At 70.6% G+C, this 16,505-nt stretch carries 14 protein-coding genes, 1 tRNA gene and 1 pseudogene; 11 read left to right on the forward strand and 5 right to left on the reverse strand.

Going from position 1 to position 16,505, the window contains the following annotated elements:
• The first annotated feature begins 26 nt into the window (after positions 1 to 26).
• On the forward strand, positions 27 to 1,487 hold the full coding sequence (locus tag ACZZY9_RS12840; RefSeq protein WP_463464366.1) for an NAD(P)/FAD-dependent oxidoreductase: 1,461 nt from the start codon (positions 27 to 29) through the stop codon (positions 1,485 to 1,487).
• Positions 1,488 to 1,574: 87 nt separating this feature from the next.
• A tRNA-Leu gene (locus tag ACZZY9_RS12845) sits at positions 1,575 to 1,648 on the forward strand.
• On the opposite strand, the gene ACZZY9_RS12850 is transcribed toward ACZZY9_RS12845, so the two are convergent.
• Positions 1,623 to 3,974 carry an Ig-like domain-containing protein gene (locus ACZZY9_RS12850; protein WP_463464367.1) on the reverse strand — a complete coding sequence of 784 codons (2,352 nt, stop codon included), beginning with the start codon at positions 3,972 to 3,974 and terminating at the stop codon, positions 1,623 to 1,625. The two genes, ACZZY9_RS12845 and ACZZY9_RS12850, sit on opposite strands and share 26 nt — an antisense overlap.
• Before the next feature lie 216 nt (positions 3,975 to 4,190).
• Between ACZZY9_RS12850 and ACZZY9_RS12855 the strand changes: the two genes are divergently transcribed.
• Together ACZZY9_RS12855 and ACZZY9_RS12860 are read left to right on the forward strand one after the other, a co-directional pair.
• Positions 4,191 to 4,772: a LemA family protein gene (locus tag ACZZY9_RS12855; protein ID WP_463464368.1), complete on the forward strand. Its 582-nt coding sequence runs from the start codon at positions 4,191 to 4,193 to the stop codon at positions 4,770 to 4,772.
• 43 nt (positions 4,773 to 4,815) lie between these two features.
• Positions 4,816 to 5,727 carry a M48 family metallopeptidase gene (locus ACZZY9_RS12860; protein ID WP_463464369.1) on the forward strand — a complete coding sequence of 304 codons (912 nt, stop codon included), beginning with the start codon at positions 4,816 to 4,818 and terminating at the stop codon, positions 5,725 to 5,727.
• A 29-nt stretch (positions 5,728 to 5,756) separates the two neighbouring features.
• Here ACZZY9_RS12860 and ACZZY9_RS12865 read toward each other — a convergent pair whose 3' ends face one another.
• Entirely contained in the window at positions 5,757 to 6,947 is a 1,191-nt protein-coding gene (locus tag ACZZY9_RS12865; RefSeq protein ID WP_463464370.1) for a winged helix-turn-helix domain-containing protein, read from the reverse strand.
• A gap of 121 nt (positions 6,948 to 7,068) precedes the next feature.
• Here ACZZY9_RS12865 and ACZZY9_RS12870 point away from each other — a divergent pair, with 121 nt between their 5' ends.
• The gene (locus tag ACZZY9_RS12870) at positions 7,069 to 8,244 is read left to right on the forward strand and encodes an AI-2E family transporter (protein WP_463464371.1); all 1,176 of its coding nucleotides are present in this window, start codon (positions 7,069 to 7,071) and stop codon (positions 8,242 to 8,244) included.
• Positions 8,237 to 9,476: pseudogene (gene ilvA / locus ACZZY9_RS12875) on the forward strand (threonine ammonia-lyase). The gene ACZZY9_RS12870 and the pseudogene ilvA overlap by 8 nt, the downstream one beginning before the upstream one ends.
• Before the next feature lie 24 nt (positions 9,477 to 9,500).
• Here ilvA and greA read toward each other — a convergent pair.
• A complete protein-coding gene (greA, locus tag ACZZY9_RS12880) occupies positions 9,501 to 9,992 on the reverse strand; it encodes a transcription elongation factor GreA (RefSeq protein WP_192059611.1) in 492 nt (163 codons plus the stop codon).
• A 129-nt stretch (positions 9,993 to 10,121) separates the two neighbouring features.
• A complete protein-coding gene (locus ACZZY9_RS12885) occupies positions 10,122 to 10,571 on the reverse strand; it encodes a DUF4307 domain-containing protein (protein WP_192059613.1) in 450 nt (149 codons plus the stop codon).
• 70 nt (positions 10,572 to 10,641) lie between these two features.
• On the opposite strand from ACZZY9_RS12885, the gene mca reads away from it, so the two are divergent.
• Both mca and ACZZY9_RS12895 read left to right on the forward strand, forming a co-directional pair.
• Positions 10,642 to 11,532 carry a mycothiol conjugate amidase Mca gene (mca, locus tag ACZZY9_RS12890; protein ID WP_463464372.1) on the forward strand — a complete coding sequence of 297 codons (891 nt, stop codon included), beginning with the start codon at positions 10,642 to 10,644 and terminating at the stop codon, positions 11,530 to 11,532.
• On the forward strand, positions 11,529 to 11,912 hold the full coding sequence (locus tag ACZZY9_RS12895; protein ID WP_463464373.1) for a hypothetical protein: 384 nt from the start codon (positions 11,529 to 11,531) through the stop codon (positions 11,910 to 11,912). The genes mca and ACZZY9_RS12895 overlap by 4 nt, the downstream gene beginning before the upstream one ends.
• A gap of 61 nt (positions 11,913 to 11,973) precedes the next feature.
• On the opposite strand, the gene trhA is transcribed toward ACZZY9_RS12895, so the two are convergent.
• The gene (gene trhA, locus ACZZY9_RS12900; protein WP_463464374.1) at positions 11,974 to 12,699 is read right to left on the reverse strand and encodes a PAQR family membrane homeostasis protein TrhA; all 726 of its coding nucleotides are present in this window, start codon (positions 12,697 to 12,699) and stop codon (positions 11,974 to 11,976) included.
• Positions 12,700 to 12,784: 85 nt separating this feature from the next.
• Here trhA and ACZZY9_RS12905 point away from each other — a divergent pair, with 85 nt between their 5' ends.
• From ACZZY9_RS12905 to ACZZY9_RS12915, 3 genes are all read left to right on the forward strand, one after another.
• The gene (locus ACZZY9_RS12905) at positions 12,785 to 13,573 is read left to right on the forward strand and encodes an isoprenyl transferase (protein ID WP_463464375.1); all 789 of its coding nucleotides are present in this window, start codon (positions 12,785 to 12,787) and stop codon (positions 13,571 to 13,573) included.
• Between the two features lie 86 nt (positions 13,574 to 13,659).
• Entirely contained in the window at positions 13,660 to 14,787 is a 1,128-nt protein-coding gene (locus ACZZY9_RS12910; protein WP_463464376.1) for an aminotransferase class V-fold PLP-dependent enzyme, read from the forward strand.
• A 295-nt stretch (positions 14,788 to 15,082) separates the two neighbouring features.
• A complete protein-coding gene (locus ACZZY9_RS12915; RefSeq protein ID WP_463464681.1) occupies positions 15,083 to 16,399 on the forward strand; it encodes a PhoH family protein in 1,317 nt (438 codons plus the stop codon).
• The last annotated feature ends 106 nt before the right edge of the window (positions 16,400 to 16,505 follow it).

Consider the following 16,505-nt stretch of genomic DNA (forward strand, 5'->3'; position numbering starts at 1 on the left):
ACCCCACCTCAAGGAGATCATCCCCCGTGCCCAAAATCCTGATCGTCGGCGGCGGCTACGCCGGTTTCTACACCGCCTGGAAGCTCGAGAAATGGCTGCGCAAGGGTGAGGCCGAGGTCACGATCGTCGACCCGCTGCCCTACATGACGTACCAGCCGTTCCTGCCCGAGGTGGCCGCCGGCTCGATCGAGCCGCGTCACGCCGTCGTCGCACTGCGACGCCACCTGAAGAAGACGAACGTCGTCACGGCGAAGGTCACTCGCGTCGACCACGCGACGAAGACCGCCACGATCACGCCCGAGGTGGGCGACGAGTGGACGATGGAGTACGACCATGTCGTCATGACGGCCGGCGCGGTCTCCCGCACCTTCCCGATCCCGGGCGTGGCCGACGAGGCCATCGGTCTGAAGACCATCGAGGAGGCGGCGGCGATCCGCGACAAGCTCCTCACCAACTTCGCGAAGGCGGCCAACCTCCCGGCCGGGCCCGAGCGCGACCGCCTGCTGACGGTCGTCGTCGTGGGTGGCGGCTTCGCGGGCATCGAGGTGTTCGCCGAGCTCCGCAGCTTCGCGAGCGACCTGATCAAGAGCTACCCCGGTCTCACCGTCGACGACACGCACTTCCACCTCATCGAGGCCATGGGGCGCATCATGCCCGAGGTGTCGCTCGAGACCAGCCACTGGGTGCTCAAGAACCTCGCCGAGCGGCAGGCCACGGTCCACCTCGACACGCAGTTGCAGTCCGCGGTCGGCGGCAAGCTCGAGCTGTCGACGGGTGAGTCGTTCGAATCCGACCTCATCGTCTGGACCGCGGGGGTCATGGCGAACCCGATGGTCCGCAACACCGACTTCCCGCTCGAGCAGCGTGGCCGCATCACCGTCAAGCCCGACCTCCGCATCGTCGACGGCGAGACGATCGTCCCCGACGCGTGGGCGTGCGGCGACGTCGCGGCGACCCCCGACCTGACCGGCAAGGGCGTCGGCGGCTTCTGCGTCCCGAACGCCCAGCACGCCGTCCGGATGGGCAAGCAGCTCGCCAAGAACCTCGTCGCCTCGCTGCGCGGCGAGTCCGTCACCGACTACCGGCACGACAACCTCGGCGCCGTCGCAGGTCTCGGGCTCAACGTCGGCGTGTTCCAGAGCGGCAAGATCGCCGTCAAGGGGTTCCCGGCCTGGATCGCCCACCGCGGCTACCACGGCATGGCGATGCCCTCGTTCGAGCGCAAGTTCCGCGTCGTGGGCGGTTGGTGGAACAACCTCTGGCTCGGTCGCGACATCGTGTCGCTCGACAACCGCGAGCGTCCGCGCGCCGCCTTCGAGGAGTTCGCCTCGCGCCCCAAGCCGACCGTCGAATCGGCTCCTGCCGACTCGCCGGCGCCCGAGGTCGGGACGCCCGCGGGCGAGCCCGGTCCGGCCTACGCGAACCCCGCCGACGAGAAGGGCGCCGCCGCCGAGACCGAGACGGTCGAGACCAGCGCCAAGAAGTGAGCCCAGCCCGACTCAGACGGCGCCCGCCCGCGGATCCCCGCGAGGCGGGCGTCGTCGTCCGTCAGGGCTTTGTAGTCTGAGAGCCGGGCCCCCATAGCCCAATCGGCAGAGGCAGGCGACTTAAAATCGCCTCAGTCAGGGTTCGAGTCCCTGTGGGGGCACTCGAAGGGGTCGGCGGCGACGCCGGAGCATCAGCACCGAGGTGAGCACGGATGCCGCGAGGGTGGCGATGGCGACCGTCGTCCAGACCCCGGGTGCGACGGGGGCCCCGACGAGGACGAGCGCGGCAGCTGTCGCCCCGATCATCGCGACGCCGCCGTAGGCGACCTTCGACCACGCCCACAGGGCCTGCCCTGGCAGCGTGCCCAAGGGGAGGATCGACAGCACGAGCGATCCGATCCCGGCGAGGCACATCGTCGTCGCGATCTCCAGCAGCAGTTGCGAGAGGAACCCGTCGCCGAAGCCTCCCCAGCCGTGGGCCGCCCAGGCCGCGAACGAGACGACGAGCAGGGCGCCGATCTGAGCCGCGGCGACCATGCCCCGCACCGCCGTCGACGGCTCCCGTGCGGGCGCGGCGTGTTCGGCCGTCGACGCGGCCGTCCGCGTGACGAGAGCGCCCGTCACGAGCATCCCGAGGACGAGGGGCGGGTCGAGCGACAGGACGCGGGTGACGGCGCAGGCGACGAGCGCCGCCGTGAGGAGGGCCGGCGACATGCGGATTCTCACACCGAGGCCGGCCCGTCGACCGATCAGCACCGCGGGGAGGACCACGGCGAGAGCGTTCAGAGCGAGGACGCCGACGACGACCCCGAGCAGGAGACGCGCGTACTGCACCTGGCCGTCCACCCCGGCCGCGACGGCGATGGCGACGCATCCGACGGCGAGGGCGACCCCGACGCTGACCCGAGGGTCGATGCTCCCTCCGCTGAACGAGGTCGGCAGCTCGGCGGCCCTGTTGCGGCCCGTCAGCCGAGGAGCGGGGCGACGCACGCGTGCGCCGAGGGTCCGCGCGACCATCCGGATCGGCCCGGCGACCACGACCAGGAACAGCAGGCCCAGAGCGAGCGCCGACGGCCACACGGGGCCGCCCAGGGTCTGGGTGAGGCCCGGCAGATCGCGACCGAACGAGGTCGCGGTCGCCCAGGTGCCCGTCGTCGGGTTCTGGACCGGCCCGGGGCCGCCCGCCGCGCCTCCTGAAGGCGCTGCCGCCCCGCCGCCTTCGCCCTCGCCGCCGCCCTCGCCGCCGTCTCCTGGCGTGACGGAGCCGGGCACCGGCGTCGCGGAGGAGTCGTCGTCGGTCGGGACGGGTGCCGGGGTCGCCGTGGCGCCGTCGGGGCCGCGAGACGGGGTGGGGGTGACGCCGGGAACCCCGGGGGAGGCGCTGGGCACGTCCGTCGGGGCGATCGCGCCGACGACGATGGTCACGCTCCGCGACGCGGGCCCGTAGTTGCCCGCCGCATCGACCTGAGCCGCCGTGATGGTCCGCGAGCCGTCGGGGAGGGCGGAGCCCGTCGAGTCGCAGCTCCAGGATGCCCCGGCGATGGTCGCCTGGCACACGGGCGAGCCGTCGACGTAGACCGTCACCGTCGCACCGCTCTCGCCCGAGCCCCGGACGACCACGGGCTGGGCGTCGACACGGCTTCCCGAGCCCGGAGAGGTGATGACCGGGGCTCCGGGCGCCTCGCGGTCGATCGTGGCGACGACCGCGGCCGAGGCACCCGATCGGGGGATCGGGATGGCGTCGCTCCGCTGCGTCGCGGTCAGCGAGTAGCGACCTGACGGGAAGGAGGCGGCGTCGAGCACGGCGCTCCACTCGCCCGCGGGGTCGGCCGTGCCGGATGCGCTCGCCCCTGCGGCCGTCGTGACCGTGACCACCGCGCCAGGTTCGGCGGAACCGGTCACCTTGGCACCGAGCAGCAGGCCGCCTCGCACGGTGGGTGCACCGAGGACGGCGAAGGAGGCGCTGCTCACGTCGGGCAGATCGGTGTGGGTCGTGTCGCGAGCCGTCAGGACGACGTCGGCGCCGTTCGCCACGGTCACGCTGCACGACCACCGACCCGACGGGGCGGCGGCGGAGGCAGGCACGGTCGTCTCGCAGAGCGATCGGGAGGGGACCTCGGGGTCGAGGACCCTCACCGACGAACCCGAGGCGGCCGTGCCCCCGATCGCGAAGGTGTTCACCGTGCGTCCGCCGACGTCGTCGATGGTCGGCGCGGGGGGATCGGCCGGCGCCGTCGGGCCGGGGGCCGGCTCCGTGGGCGCGCCGAGGCCGGGTGAGGGGGAGCCCGACTGCCGATCGGGCTCGGGCGCCGCGGGTGTCGACGTCGGCGCACCCGCCGCCTGCGCCGTCGAGGCGGGCGCGACGGCCAGGGCGGTGCCCGCGAGCAGCGGGAGGACGATGAAGAGGGCTCCGACGGCACGCAGAAGAGGGCGTCCGGCGCTGGCGGCCGAGGGACGCGACGGGATCGGGGTCGGAGAAACGGGCACTGCCCTCCATTCAGCACGTTCGCGGGCGGCAAGTCAATCCTCTGGGAGGGGGAGGTCGGTGCGCTCGTCGTGAGTTCGCTCCGAAGACGCTCAGACGACGTCGAGGCGGCACCCGGCACATTTATAGTGAAGATCTGACTGCGGCGGCCCGAATCCCGTCCGAGACGACCGACATCTCTCGCGTCTTTCGCGTCGTACCCCAAGGAGTGACACGTCATGCAACCGGCCACGATCGGCATCCTGGTAGCCGTCGGCATCATCGTCCTGCTCGCGATCATCGCCGGCATCTACCTCTGGGCGACCTACAACTCCCTCGTGACCCTCAAGGTCCGCGTCGACGAGGCCTGGAGCGACATCACGGTCCAGCTCAAGCGGCGGGCGGATCTGATCCCGAACATCATCGAGGCGGTCAAGGGCTACGCGACCCACGAGTCGAAGGTGTTCCAGAACGTGACCGAGGCGCGGGCCGAGACCCTGGGGGCTCAGACGCCCGCCGAGGCGTCGGCGGCCGAGGGTCACATGCAGAAGGCCCTGAAGAGCATCTTCGCCGTGTCGGAGGCCTACCCGCAGCTCCAGGCGAGTCAGAACTTCCTGCAGCTGCAGTCAGAGCTCGTCGACACCGAAGACAAGATCCAGGCCGCGAGGCGGTTCTTCAACGGCGGCGTGCGCGAGTTCAACACGAAGACGCGGGTGTTCCCGAACACGGTCTTCGCGAAGCGCCTCGGCTTCACCGAGCGGGACTTCTTCGAGGTCGCCGAGCCGTCGGCGATCGCCGAACCCCCTCGCGTCCAGTTCTGAGCCTGCCCCTCCTCGACGCCGCGCCCCGAACGGACATCGGCCCATGTACTCAGCCGTCTCGCGCAACAAACGCAACACCGTCCTGATCGTCCTGATCTTCCTGGTCATCATCGGCGCGCTCGGCTTCGGGGCGGGTGCCCTGTACGGCAATTACTCGATCGGGTTCGTCGTCCTCGCTGCGGCGGCGATATTCGCTCTGATCCAGTACTTCGCCGCCAGCGGTCAGGCGCTGTCCCTCAGTCACGCGCAGCGGGTCGACGGCACGACGGCCCCGCGGCTGTACCGCACGGTCGAGAACCTCAGCATCACCATGGGCATGCCGATGCCGCAGGTCTACGTCGTCGTCGACCCCGCCCCGAACGCCTTCGCGACCGGTCGCGACCCCGAGCACGCCGTCGTCGCCGCGACCACCGGGCTGCTCGAGATCATGGACGACACCGAGCTCGAGGGCGTCATGGCCCACGAGCTCGGGCACGTCAAGAACTACGACATCCGTGTGTCGATGATGGTCTTCGGACTCGTCGTGGCCGTCGGATTCCTGGCCGACATCCTGCTGCGCATGTCGTTCTTCGGGGCGTTGACCGGCGGCAATCGCAACTCGAACAACGGCAACGGCGGAGGGGGCGGCGGCAACCCCGTCTTCCTGGTGCTCGGACTGGTCGCCATGATCATCGCTCCGATCGCGGCGGCCGGCGTGCAGGCGGCGGTCTCTCGTCAGCGGGAGTACCTCGCCGACGCCACAGGGGCGCTCACCACCCGGTACCCCGAGGGTCTCGCGCGTGCACTCGAGAAGCTCGGCGCGTACGGCCGCCCGATGGCGACGCAGAACACGTCCATGTCGCATCTGTGGATCAGCGACCCGATGAAGCCGGGCGCGATGGACCGCCTCTTCAGCACCCACCCGCCCCTGGCCGACCGCGTCGCGCGTCTCCGCGAGAGCGCCGGCACCTTCTGAGGAGCGGGCGCCGACGCCCGTGCATCGGCTCAGCCGAACCGGCGGCCCAGTTCCGCTGCGAGGTCGCCGCGTGGCATGACCTCGACCGACTCGAGACCCTGCCAGTGGGCCGCGCGCCGGAGCAGCGACGCCAGGCGATCGCAGTCGACGTCGAGATCCCGCTCGCGCCAGGCGGCCTGCACCCGCAGGACGCCCGCGTGCCGGTCGCTCTTCAGATCGACCCGGGCGACGAGGCGGTCGTCTTGGAGGACCGGCAGGACGTAGTACCCATGGACCCGCTTCTCGAGCGGCGTGTAGATCTCGATGCGGTAGTGGAATCCGAAGACGCGTTCGGCGCGAGGTCGCGTCCAGACGACGGGATCGAAGGGCGACAGGAGCGCGTCGGCCTCGAGGCGGCGGGGGAGTCGAGCGTCGCGGTGCAGCCAGGCGGGTCGGCCCCAGCCGGGCACCTCGACGGCCGAGACGACGCCCTCGTCGTGGAGTTCGCGGAGCGCCGGCACGACGTCGGCCGTCTTGAGCCGGAAGTAGTCGGCGAGGTCCGCCGTCGTTCCGACTCCCTGTGCGGAGGCCGCATGCGCGAGGAGGCGCCTGTGCGCCTCGTGCCGGGAGATGTCCGTGTCGAGCAGCTCCTGCGGGATCACCTGCTCGGGGAGGGCGTAGACGCGCTCGAAGCGTCGCCGCCCCGCGCTCACCAGCTCGCCGACCCGGAAGAGCGACTCGAGACCCTGCTTGACCGAGCCCCAACCCCACCAGGGGCCCGTGCGGACGTTCGACTCGTGCTCGACGAGGCTGGCGGGCACGGGGCCGCCCTCCCGCACGAGATCGAGCAGCCAGCGGGCGAGACGGGGGTTGGCCGACAGCCACGAGTCGTCTTCGGCCAGCCAGCGGCGCCGGTAGTCGGCCATCCGCCACCGGAAGAGGGGCCAGGTCGCCACGGGGACGAGAGCCGCCTCGTGCGCCCAGTACTCGACGTAGCGACCGGGGCCGTCGAGCGTGAGGCGATCGAGGTTCGCCCGGTCGTAAGCCCCGAGTCGGGCGAAGAGCGGGAGGTAGTGGCTGCGCTCGAAGACGTTCACCGAATCGATCTGCAGCAGCCCGAGACGGTCGATCGTCGCGTTCAGGCGACGGGTGCCCGCAGGAGCCGTCGAGCCCGAGCCGAGACCCTGGGCGGCGAGCGCCACTCGACGCGCGAGAGCGGGGGAGAGCTGATCGGGGGGCACGCCGACGACTGTAGCGTCGGCCTCCGACACCGTCCCTCCCCGTCGAGAGCCCCCGCACGTATGCCGACCACGGAATATCACGGGTGGCTCGGCATCAGGGCGAGGGTCTTACACTGAGCGCATGATGCGGCGAAGCAGGCCCCCGCGCAGCGCGGTCGAGTCCCCTCCCCCTGGCGCCGCCCCGGTCGCCCCGGGTGCCGATCCGTCCGTGTCGCGGAGCATGGTCATCGCCGGTGCCTGGTCGTGGCGGATCCTCGTCGTGGTCGGCGTCATCGCCGTCTTCGTCTGGCTCGTCATCCAGCTGCGCATCATCGTCATCCCCTTCATGGTCGCCCTCCTCGTCTCGGCGCTGCTCGTGCCCTTCTCGAGCTGGCTGCAGCGCCACCGCTGGCCCAAGTGGGTCGCCGTCGTCGTCAGCCTCGTGGGTCTGATAGTCGTCGTGGCGGGTCTGTTCTACGCCGTCGTCGTCCAGATCATCGACGGCGCACCCGAGCTGCGCGACCGGTCCGTCGCCTCCTACGGCCAGTTCCGCGACTTCCTGCTGACCTCCCCGCTCCATCTCACCGAGGGGCAGATCAACGGCTACCTGAGCGACGCCATCGCCGCACTTCAGCAGGACTCCCAGCCGCTCCTGCAGGGGGCGCTCTCGGTCGGTTCGACGGCGGGCCACATCGCGGCCGGGCTCGTCCTGATGCTCTTCGCGACGATCTTCATCCTGGTGGGCGGGTCCGACATCTGGCGCTGGCTGGTCCGCATCTTCCCCTCGAAGGCCCGCCGTGCCATCGACGGCGCCGGGCGTGCCGGCTGGCTGACGCTGACGAACTTCGTCAAGGTGCAGATCTTCGTCGCCTTCGTCGACGCCGTCGGCATCGGGCTGGGCGCCTTCTTCCTCGGTCTGCCCCTGGTCGTCCCGATCGCGATCGCCGTCTTCCTCGGGTCGTTCGTCCCCGTCGTGGGCGCCGTGGCCACGGGAGCCGTCGCCGTCGTGATCGCGCTGGTCTACAACGGCTGGGTGGTGGCGCTGCTGATGCTCGCCGTCGTCATCCTCGTGCAGCAGATCGAGGGGCACCTCCTGCAGCCCTTCGTGATGGGCAGCGCCGTCAAGGTGCACCCGCTCGCGGTGGTCTTCGCGGTCGCCGCGGGCACCCTCCTCGCGGGCATCCCGGGCGCCCTCTTCGCCGTGCCGGTCGTCGCCGTCCTCAACGTCATGATCACCTACGTCGCCAGGGGGGCGTGGCGCGAGTCGCCGCCGGCCTCCCTCGACGTCGTCACAGAAAGCCGTGCCGCCGATGTCTGACCTCACCCTCGCGGGCCCCACACTGGCCGAGATGAAGGAGGCGCGGGTCCGGGTCTCGCAGGTCGCCCGCGTCACTCCGATGGAGAAGCTCGAGGTTCCTCGCCGAGGTGCTGGGTTCGCCGGTGTACCTCAAGTGCGAGAACCTGCAGCGCACCGGCTCGTACAAGATCCGCGGCGCGTACAACCGGCTGACGCAGCTGACCGATGCGGAGCGCGCGCGGGGAGTGGTCGCGGCGTCGGCCGGCAACCACGCCCAGGGAGTCGCCTTCGCGGCACGTGAGATGGGTGTCCGAGCGACCATCTTCATGCCGGTGGGCGTCGCGCTGCCGAAGCTGCAGGCCACGAAAGACTACGGCGCCGACGTCGTGCTGAGCGGGCACTCCGTCGAGCAGGCGCTGCGGGCGGCGCAGGAGTTCTCGGACTCCACCGGCGCGGTCTTCATCCCGCCCTTCGACCACCCCGACGTGATCGCCGGGCAGGGCACGGTGGGGCTCGAGATCCTCGAGCAGGTGCCCGACGTCGACACCGTCATCGTCCCGATCGGCGGCGGCGGGCTCATCTCGGGGATCGCGAGCGCACTCGCCCAGACCAGCGCCGAGACCGGCAGGAAGATCCGCATCATCGGGGTGCAGGCGGTCAACGCCGCCCCGTACGCGGTCTCGATGAAGCGCGGCGTCCGCACCGACATCGAGACGCAGCCCACGATCGCCGACGGGATCGCCGTGGCGCGACCGGGGGTCCTGAACTTCGAGATCGTCCGTGAGACGGTCGACGAGGTCGTCACCGTCGGCGACGACGACACCGCCCGGGCGATCCTGGTCATGCTCGAGCGCGCCAAGCTCGTGGTCGAGGCGGCCGGCGCGGTGGGCGTCGCGGCCGTCTTGACCGAGCAGGTGCGCGATCTCGGCACGACGGTCATCGTGCTGAGCGGCGGCAACATCGATCCGCTGATGATGGAGCGCGTGATCGGACGGGGCCTCGCCGCCGCCGAACGCTACCTGAAGATGCGCATCGGCCTGCCCGATCGTCCCGGGCAGCTGGCGCGGGTGTCTGAGATCCTGGCCGACGCCAATGCGAACGTCGTCGAGGTGCTGCACACCCGACACGGCCGCGGGCTCCAGATCAGCGAGGTCGAACTCGAGCTGAGCATCGAGACGCGCGGGCCCGATCACGTCGAAGAGGTCATCCAGCGTCTCCGCGATGCGGGCTTCACCCCCGACGTCGACTTCTGATCGAGGTCGACGTCGGGGCGTCGGCTACGGCGTGTAGGTGTCGACGGCGGTGATCTCGACGGTGATCTCCTTGCCGTTCGGCGCGGTGTAGCTGGTGGTCGTGCCCACGGCGAGGCCGTTGATGGCCTGGCCGAGAGGGCTGGTCTCGCTGTAGACCGAGAGGTCGCTGCCGGCGGCGATGATCTCGCGGTTGCCGAGGAGGAACGTGCTCGGGTCGCCGGCGATCGTCGCGGTGACGACGGTGCCGGGCCCGACGATGCCGGCGGCGGCCGTCGACTCGCCGACCGTGGCGTTCTTCAGCAGGTTGGTCAGCGTGCGGATGCGCGCCTCCATCTTGCCCTGCTCGTCTTTGGCGGCGTGGTAGCCGCCGTTCTCCTTCAGGTCGCCTTCTTCGCGGGCGGCCTCGATGCGGCTGGTGATCTCGTGGCGGCCTTCGTTGCTGAGCGTCGCCAGCTCGGCCTCGAGGCGGTCACGGGCGTCGGGGGTGAGCCACGTGGTGGCGTTGTCGTTCGTCATGGTGTTCTCCGTTCGTACGGCGGATCTTCCGATGCGCTGAGGATCGGACCGTTCGGCACGGCGACCGGGAGGCGCGCCCACCGAAAAAAGGAGACCGGCCGACTGGCCGGTCTCGTCATTCAGAGCAGTCTAGGGAAGCCAGCACTGGTAGATCAAGCCCGTGACGGCCCGTTCGGAGGTCGCCAGCGTGGTCGTGTAGGTCGACGTGAACTGCGGTGCGGGGGGCAGGTCGACGACCTTCCAGCCGACGATCGCGAACTTGTCGCTCTGCGCCTGCACCGCGCAGCTGACCCGGGTGCCGGCCTCGACGCTGATCGTGTACTGCACGTCGATGCTGTCGTCGCCGCCGACCGTGTACCCGAGGTCGCGGGTCTCGAGCTTCGAGCCGTTGCCGTCGAATGCGGCGAAGACGACCCACGCGCCGAAGACCACGACGAAGGCCGCGGCGACCACGATCGCGATCAGTCGGCGTCGACGCGTGGCGGCGGGGGTGCGCCCGTAGCGCGCGTCGAGATGACCGTCGACGGGCTGGGCCGGATCGGCCTCGGTCGACGGGGGTGCGGGGGGCGTGGACGCCACTCTGATCTCCGTCCGATTATCCTTAGGGGGAGGGTAGCAACGTCTGCTCTGCACGAATTGCGAGGAACATGTGACCCTGCGCCTCCTGGCGGTACACGCCCACCCGGACGACGAGTCGAGCAAGGGCTCGGCGACGTACGCCCTCTACCGCAGTCTCGGTGTCGAGGTGCTCGTCGTCAGCTGCACCGGCGGCGAGCAGGGCTCGATCCTGAACGAGCGGATCGAGGCGCGGCACCACGCCGAACGCGACATCGCCGGTCTCCGGGTGCTCGAGATGCAGCGGGCACAGCAGGCCCTCGGCGTCGACCACCTGTGGCTCGGCTACGCCGACTCCGGGCTCCCTCCCGAAGGTGAGCCCGTCGCGGTCAACAGCTTCGCGACGATCCCGCTCGAGATCAGCACCGAGCCGCTCGTCGCCGTCATCCGCCGGTTCCGGCCACAGGTGCTCGTCACGTACGACGAGAACGGCGGGTACCCGCACCCCGACCACATCCGCAGCCACGAGATCTCGATGGCCGCGTATCGGGCCGCCTCCGACGCCGACCGCTACCCGATCGCGGGCGAACCCTGGCAGATCGACAAGGTCTACTACGACCGCATCATGAACACCGCCCGCCTGAAGTCGATGCTGACCCACCTGCAGCAGGCCGACGCCGAGTCGCCCCTCATCGAGCGCCTCACCGAGATGCTCGAGTGGATGGGCGCCCGACCCGACCTGGCGACCACGCACGTTCCGGCGTCCGACTTCTTCCCGGTCCGCGACGAGGCGCTCCGCGCACACGCCAGCCAGGTGCCCCTCGACAGCGCGTTCTTCTTCTGGCCCCACGAGCTTCAGGTCGCGGCGTGGCCGACGGAGGACTTCCAGCTCATCGAATCGAGAGTCGAGACGACCATGCCCGAGAACGACCTGTTCGCCGGTGTGACCGACGACGACACCGGCCTGATCGGGGCGATCCGATGAGCGCCCTCGGCGACGCGACCCTCTCGGCCTCGGTGCGCCTCCTCGCCCAGCCGTCGACGCCCGATGCGACGCTGCCGGCGTCGACCGTGCCCGACGTCGACGTGACCCCGGGCGTCTGGGGCTTCGTGGCGATCGCCTTCGTGGCGGTCGCGACGGTGCTGATCATCGTCGACATGACCCGGAGGGTCCGTCGCACGCGCTACCGCGGCGAGGTCCGCGAGCGCATCCAGGCGGAGCGCGACGGGGCCGCCTCTGGCGAGACCGGTGCCTCGGGCGACGGCATGGCCTCCGGCGACGGCGCTGGGCGTGCCGACGGCCACGCACCCGACGGCCACGCAGCCGACGGCGACCCGTCTGCAGGGCCCTCCGTCCGCGACTGACCGGCGCGCGCCTCCACGGCTCGAGGGCGGCGGGCGACGCGGGCGGTCCTCGACGGAAGGCCTAGAAGCTCGGCGGGTTCAGGGCGAGCAGCAGGATGCCCGTCCAGTGGCAGAGGTAGGCGAGCACCGTCAATGCATGGAACAGCTCGTGGAACCCGAAGCGCCCCGGTGCGGGGTTGGGCCGCTTGAGGGCGTAGAACACGGCGCCGACGATGTACATCAGGCCGCCGGTCAGGACGAGCACCGTCATCGGGACGCTCGCCGCCAGCAGGTCGCCGGTGAAGCCGAGCGCGCCGACCCCGAGCAGGATGTACAGCGGCACGTACAGCCAGCGGGGCGCCCCGAGGAAGAAGATCCGGAAGAGGATCCCGAGACCCGCACCCGTCCAGACGAGGGTGAGCAGGAGGGTCGACGTCGCGGGCGGCAGAGCGATGACCGCGATCGGGGTGTACGTGCCCGCGATCAGCAGGAAGATGTTCGCGTGGTCGAGTCGCTTCAAGAACCGCTTCGCCCCCGGGCTCCACGGGAACCGGTGATACGTCGCGGAGATGCCGAACAGCAGGAGCGACGTCGTCATGAAGACCGCGGAGGCCCACGTCGCGGCCGTCCCGTCGGAGACCACCACGAGGACGACGCCCGTCGCGATGGCGATCGGGAAGGTCGCGGCGTGGATCCAGCCGCGCCACGACGGCTTGCGTTCGATCGAGGCGTATTCGAGGCTGTCGTCGAGCAGAGGCAGGTTCGGGATGTCGGCACCGCCGACGCCGTCGCTCACGGGTCGGGTCATGATCCGAGCGTAGGGGAGGGCAGGAGGCGCGGGCCTGGGAATCGACTCGGCGAGCCGGGGTCCACCGGTGGGCTACCGTAGCGGTGTGAAGAGTCGTCGGAGGTCGCCGCTGGCCCGCGGTGTGCTCTACGAGCTCTACCAGAGCCGGCTGCGACGCGAGCTCGACGGCGCCGATCTGCCCCACCACGTCGCCATGATCGTCGACGGCAACCGGCGCTGGGCCAAGCAGCGCATGCTCGAGACCGCCGCCCACGGTCACCGCGCCGGCGCCGCCAAGATCAGCGAGTTCCTCACCTGGTGCGACGATCTGGGCATCCGCGTCGTCACCCTGTACCTGCTGTCGGCCGACAACCTCGGCAACCGAGCCTCTGACGAGCTCACCGAGCTGTTCGGCATCATCGGCGACGTCGCCGACGAGCTCTCGCAGCAGCGCGACTGGCGCGTGCAGCACGTGGGCGCCAGCGACGACCTGCCGCAGGGGCTCCGCGACTCGCTGACCGGCGCCGCCGAGCGCACGGCCGGCAAGAAGGGGCTGCACGTCAACCTCGCCGTCGGGTACGGCGGGCGGCGAGAGATCGCCGACGCGATGCGCAGCATCGTCCGCGAACACGACGCCAAGGGGGGCACCCTCGACGCTCTCGCCGAGGTGCTGACACCGGAGCTGATCGCCGAGCACCTCTACACGGGCGGTCAGCCCGACCCCGACCTCGTCATCCGCACGTCGGGCGAGCAGCGACTGAGCGACTTCATGCTCTGGCAGAGCGCGCACAGCGAGTTCTACTTCGTCGAGGCCTTCTACCCCGATCTCCGCGAGGTCGACTTCCTCCGGGCCGTCCGCGACTTCGCCCTGCGGCACCGACGCTACGGCAGCTGACCCCGCACCTCGATCGACCGCCGCGACGCCCGACGTCGGTGGTCGGCGATACGGTTGACAGCCAGCGACACCCCGAGGAGACCAGCGTGACCACCATCGATGAACTGATCTCGGGGTACACCGACGAACCCGGGTACTTCGACTTCGCCAAGTGGGGCCCGATCTCGCGACCCGTCGTCGAAGAGGAGCGCGCTCTCGTCGACGTCCAGGCTCGTGCCCGATTCGGCTCCGAGGTCGCACTGACCGAGCAGGCCGGGCGGGTCCGGCGGGCCGTCTCGTCCGTGGTCGGGTTCCCGGCCGACCAGGTGGTCTTCCAGCCGGATACGAGCTCGGGTCTCGTCCACACCCTCTTCGGTCTGACGGGGCAGATCCTGATGTCTCCGCGCGACTATCCGAGCGGGCCGGTCGCCGCCACCCGAGCAGCCGCGGCGATGCGCGTGCTCGAGCCCGTCTGGATGGACCTCGACCACGACGTCGTGACCCCGGCCGTCGTGCAGCGCCACCTCACCGACCGGGTGACCGCCGTCGCCGTCAGCCTCGTCGACTATCGCACCGGCTACCTCGTCGACCTCGAGGGCATCCGCCAGGTGATCGGCGACCGGCTGCTGATCGTCGACGCCATCCAGGGGTTCGGCGTCGTCGACGCTCCGTACGGCGTGGCCGACGTGATCGCCTCGGGTGGCCAGAAGTGGGTGCGCGCCGGCTGGGGCACGGGGTTCCTGGCGCTCAGCGAGCGGGCGTCCGCCATGCTGACCCCGGTCTTGAGCGGGGTCGCGGGCACCGAGCTGCGCCTCGGCGGCTCGTACCACGAGACCCTGCCGACCCTGCCGGGTGCGGCGGCATTCCAGATCACGAACCCCGACCCGATCGCGCAGGCGCGGTTCTCGACCGCCCTCGAAGGCATCGCGTCGGTCGGCGTCGCCGCGATCTCGCGAGAGATCGCCCACCGGGCATCGCGGCTGATCGACATCGCCGACGAGTTCGCGCTGCCGGTCGTCTCGCCCCGAGACGAGGCCGAGCGCGCCGGCATCGTCGTACTCGAACCCTCGCCCGAGCAGATGACCACGCTCACGGCGGCGCTGCTCAACCACGGGGTCACGGCCACCGTGCGCGACACCACCGTGCGGCTCAGCGTGCACCTGTCGACCGACGACGACTCGTTCGACCTGCTGCGTGGCGCGTTGACCTCGTTCGGGACGACCGTCTACTACTGACCCGCGCCTCCTCGGTCGACCCGCGCCTCCTGCCCTGCGAGGACTCCGCGCGCTCGCGAGCTGTTCACGTGTTCGTCACACGACACGGCGGGTCGTGTGCGGCCGGTCGTCGGGCGACGACGTAGGTTCGACCCATCGGGCACAGGGTCCGATCGAGTCGGCCACGAAAGTTCGCCTCGCAACTGCTCCGCGGCCGTCTCCGCCGAAGGTACCGAACGCATCAGCGCTCGGAGATGGAGTGGTCGTGACCGCGCTCAACAACCCCCAGACCGAACAGCCCCGCACCTCGACGAGCATCGGGGAGGCGCGATCCGGCTCGGTCGCGCAACGCACCTACGTGCTCGACACGTCGGTGCTCCTGTCGGATCCCCAGGCTCTCCTCCGCTTCGCCGAACACGACGTGGTGCTGCCCGTTGTCGTGATCAGCGAGCTCGAGGGCAAGCGTCACGACCCCGAGCTGGGCTACTTCGCGCGCCAGGCGCTGCGGCTGCTCGACGACCTGCGGCTGAAGCACGAGAGACTCGACTTCCCCGTCGAGGTCGGTGACGGTGGGTCGTTCCGCGTCGAGCTCAACCACTCGAACATGTCGGTGCTGCCGTCGGGTCTGCAGCTCAACGACAACGACTCGCGCATCCTCGCCGTCGCCTCCAACCTCGCCAACGACGGACTCGCCGTGACCGTGGTCTCGAAGGATCTCCCGCTGCGGGTCAAGGCGGCCTCGATCGGCCTCGCGGCGGAGGAGTACCGCGCCGAACAGGTCGTCGACAGCGGCTACACCGGGCAGACCGACATCGACGTCTCGAGCGAGCAGATGGCCGCGTTCTACGAGACCGAGAGGCTGAGCTCGCGGGCGCTGGCCGACGTCCCCGTGAACACGGGCGTGGTCGTGCACTCCGACCGGGGCTCGGCCCTGGCACGCGTGGTGTCGCAGGGTGAGGCGCGGCTCGTCCGCGGCGACCGCGACGTGTTCGGGCTCAACGGGCGCTCGGCCGAGCAGCGTCTCGCCATCGACCTGCTGCTCGATCCCGAGGTCGGCATCGTGTCGCTCGGGGGCAGCGCGGGCACGGGCAAGTCGGCCCTCGCGCTCTGCGCCGGGCTCGAAGCCGTGCTCGAGAAGCAGCAGCACCGCAAGATCATGGTGTTCCGGCCGCTGTACGCGGTCGGCGGCCAGGATCTCGGCTACCTGCCGGGCGACGCCGGCGAGAAGATGAATCCCTGGGGGCAGGCGGTCTTCGACACCCTGGGCGCCCTCGTCTCGCAGAACGTGCTCGACGAGATCGTCGAGCGGGGGCTGCTCGAGGTGCTGCCCCTGACCCACATCCGCGGGCGGTCGCTGCACGACGCGTTCGTCATCGTCGACGAGGCGCAGTCCCTCGAGCGGAACGTCCTGCTCACCGTGCTGTCGCGCATCGGCCAGAACTCGCGAGTCGTCCTCACCCACGACGTGGCGCAGCGCGACAACCTCCGCGTGGGGCGGCACGACGGCGTGGCTTCGGTCATCGAGACGCTCAAGGGGCACCCGCTGTTCGGCCACGTCACACTGATGCGGTCGGAGCGGTCGGCCATCGCCGCGCTGGTCACCCGGATGCTCGAGTCCACCGACCTGGCCTAGGCACCGCCGCCGCCGGCCCTGCTGCGCGGTCGGCAACTCAGGTTCAGCCGCACGATCGTGTCTGTTCTGCACGGGTACGGGCCTGCGAGCCTGAGTTGCCGACCGA

Source organism: Frigoribacterium sp. AC394 (assembly GCF_979258095.1).

Excerpts from the sequence above, each read along its gene's own strand:
- greA (WP_192059611.1), bottom strand. The coding sequence starts at position 9,992 with ATGACGAACGACAACGCCACCACGTGGCTCACCCCCGACGCCCGTGAC.
- trhA (WP_463464374.1), bottom strand. The coding sequence starts at position 12,699 with ATGACCCGACCCGTGAGCGACGGCGTCGGCGGTGCCGACATCCCGAAC.
- ACZZY9_RS12870 (WP_463464371.1), top strand. The coding sequence starts at position 7,069 with ATGATGCGGCGAAGCAGGCCCCCGCGCAGCGCGGTCGAGTCCCCTCCC.
- ACZZY9_RS12895 (WP_463464373.1), top strand. The coding sequence starts at position 11,529 with ATGAGCGCCCTCGGCGACGCGACCCTCTCGGCCTCGGTGCGCCTCCTC.
- ACZZY9_RS12855 (WP_463464368.1), top strand. The coding sequence starts at position 4,191 with ATGCAACCGGCCACGATCGGCATCCTGGTAGCCGTCGGCATCATCGTC.
- ACZZY9_RS12860 (WP_463464369.1), top strand. The coding sequence starts at position 4,816 with ATGTACTCAGCCGTCTCGCGCAACAAACGCAACACCGTCCTGATCGTC.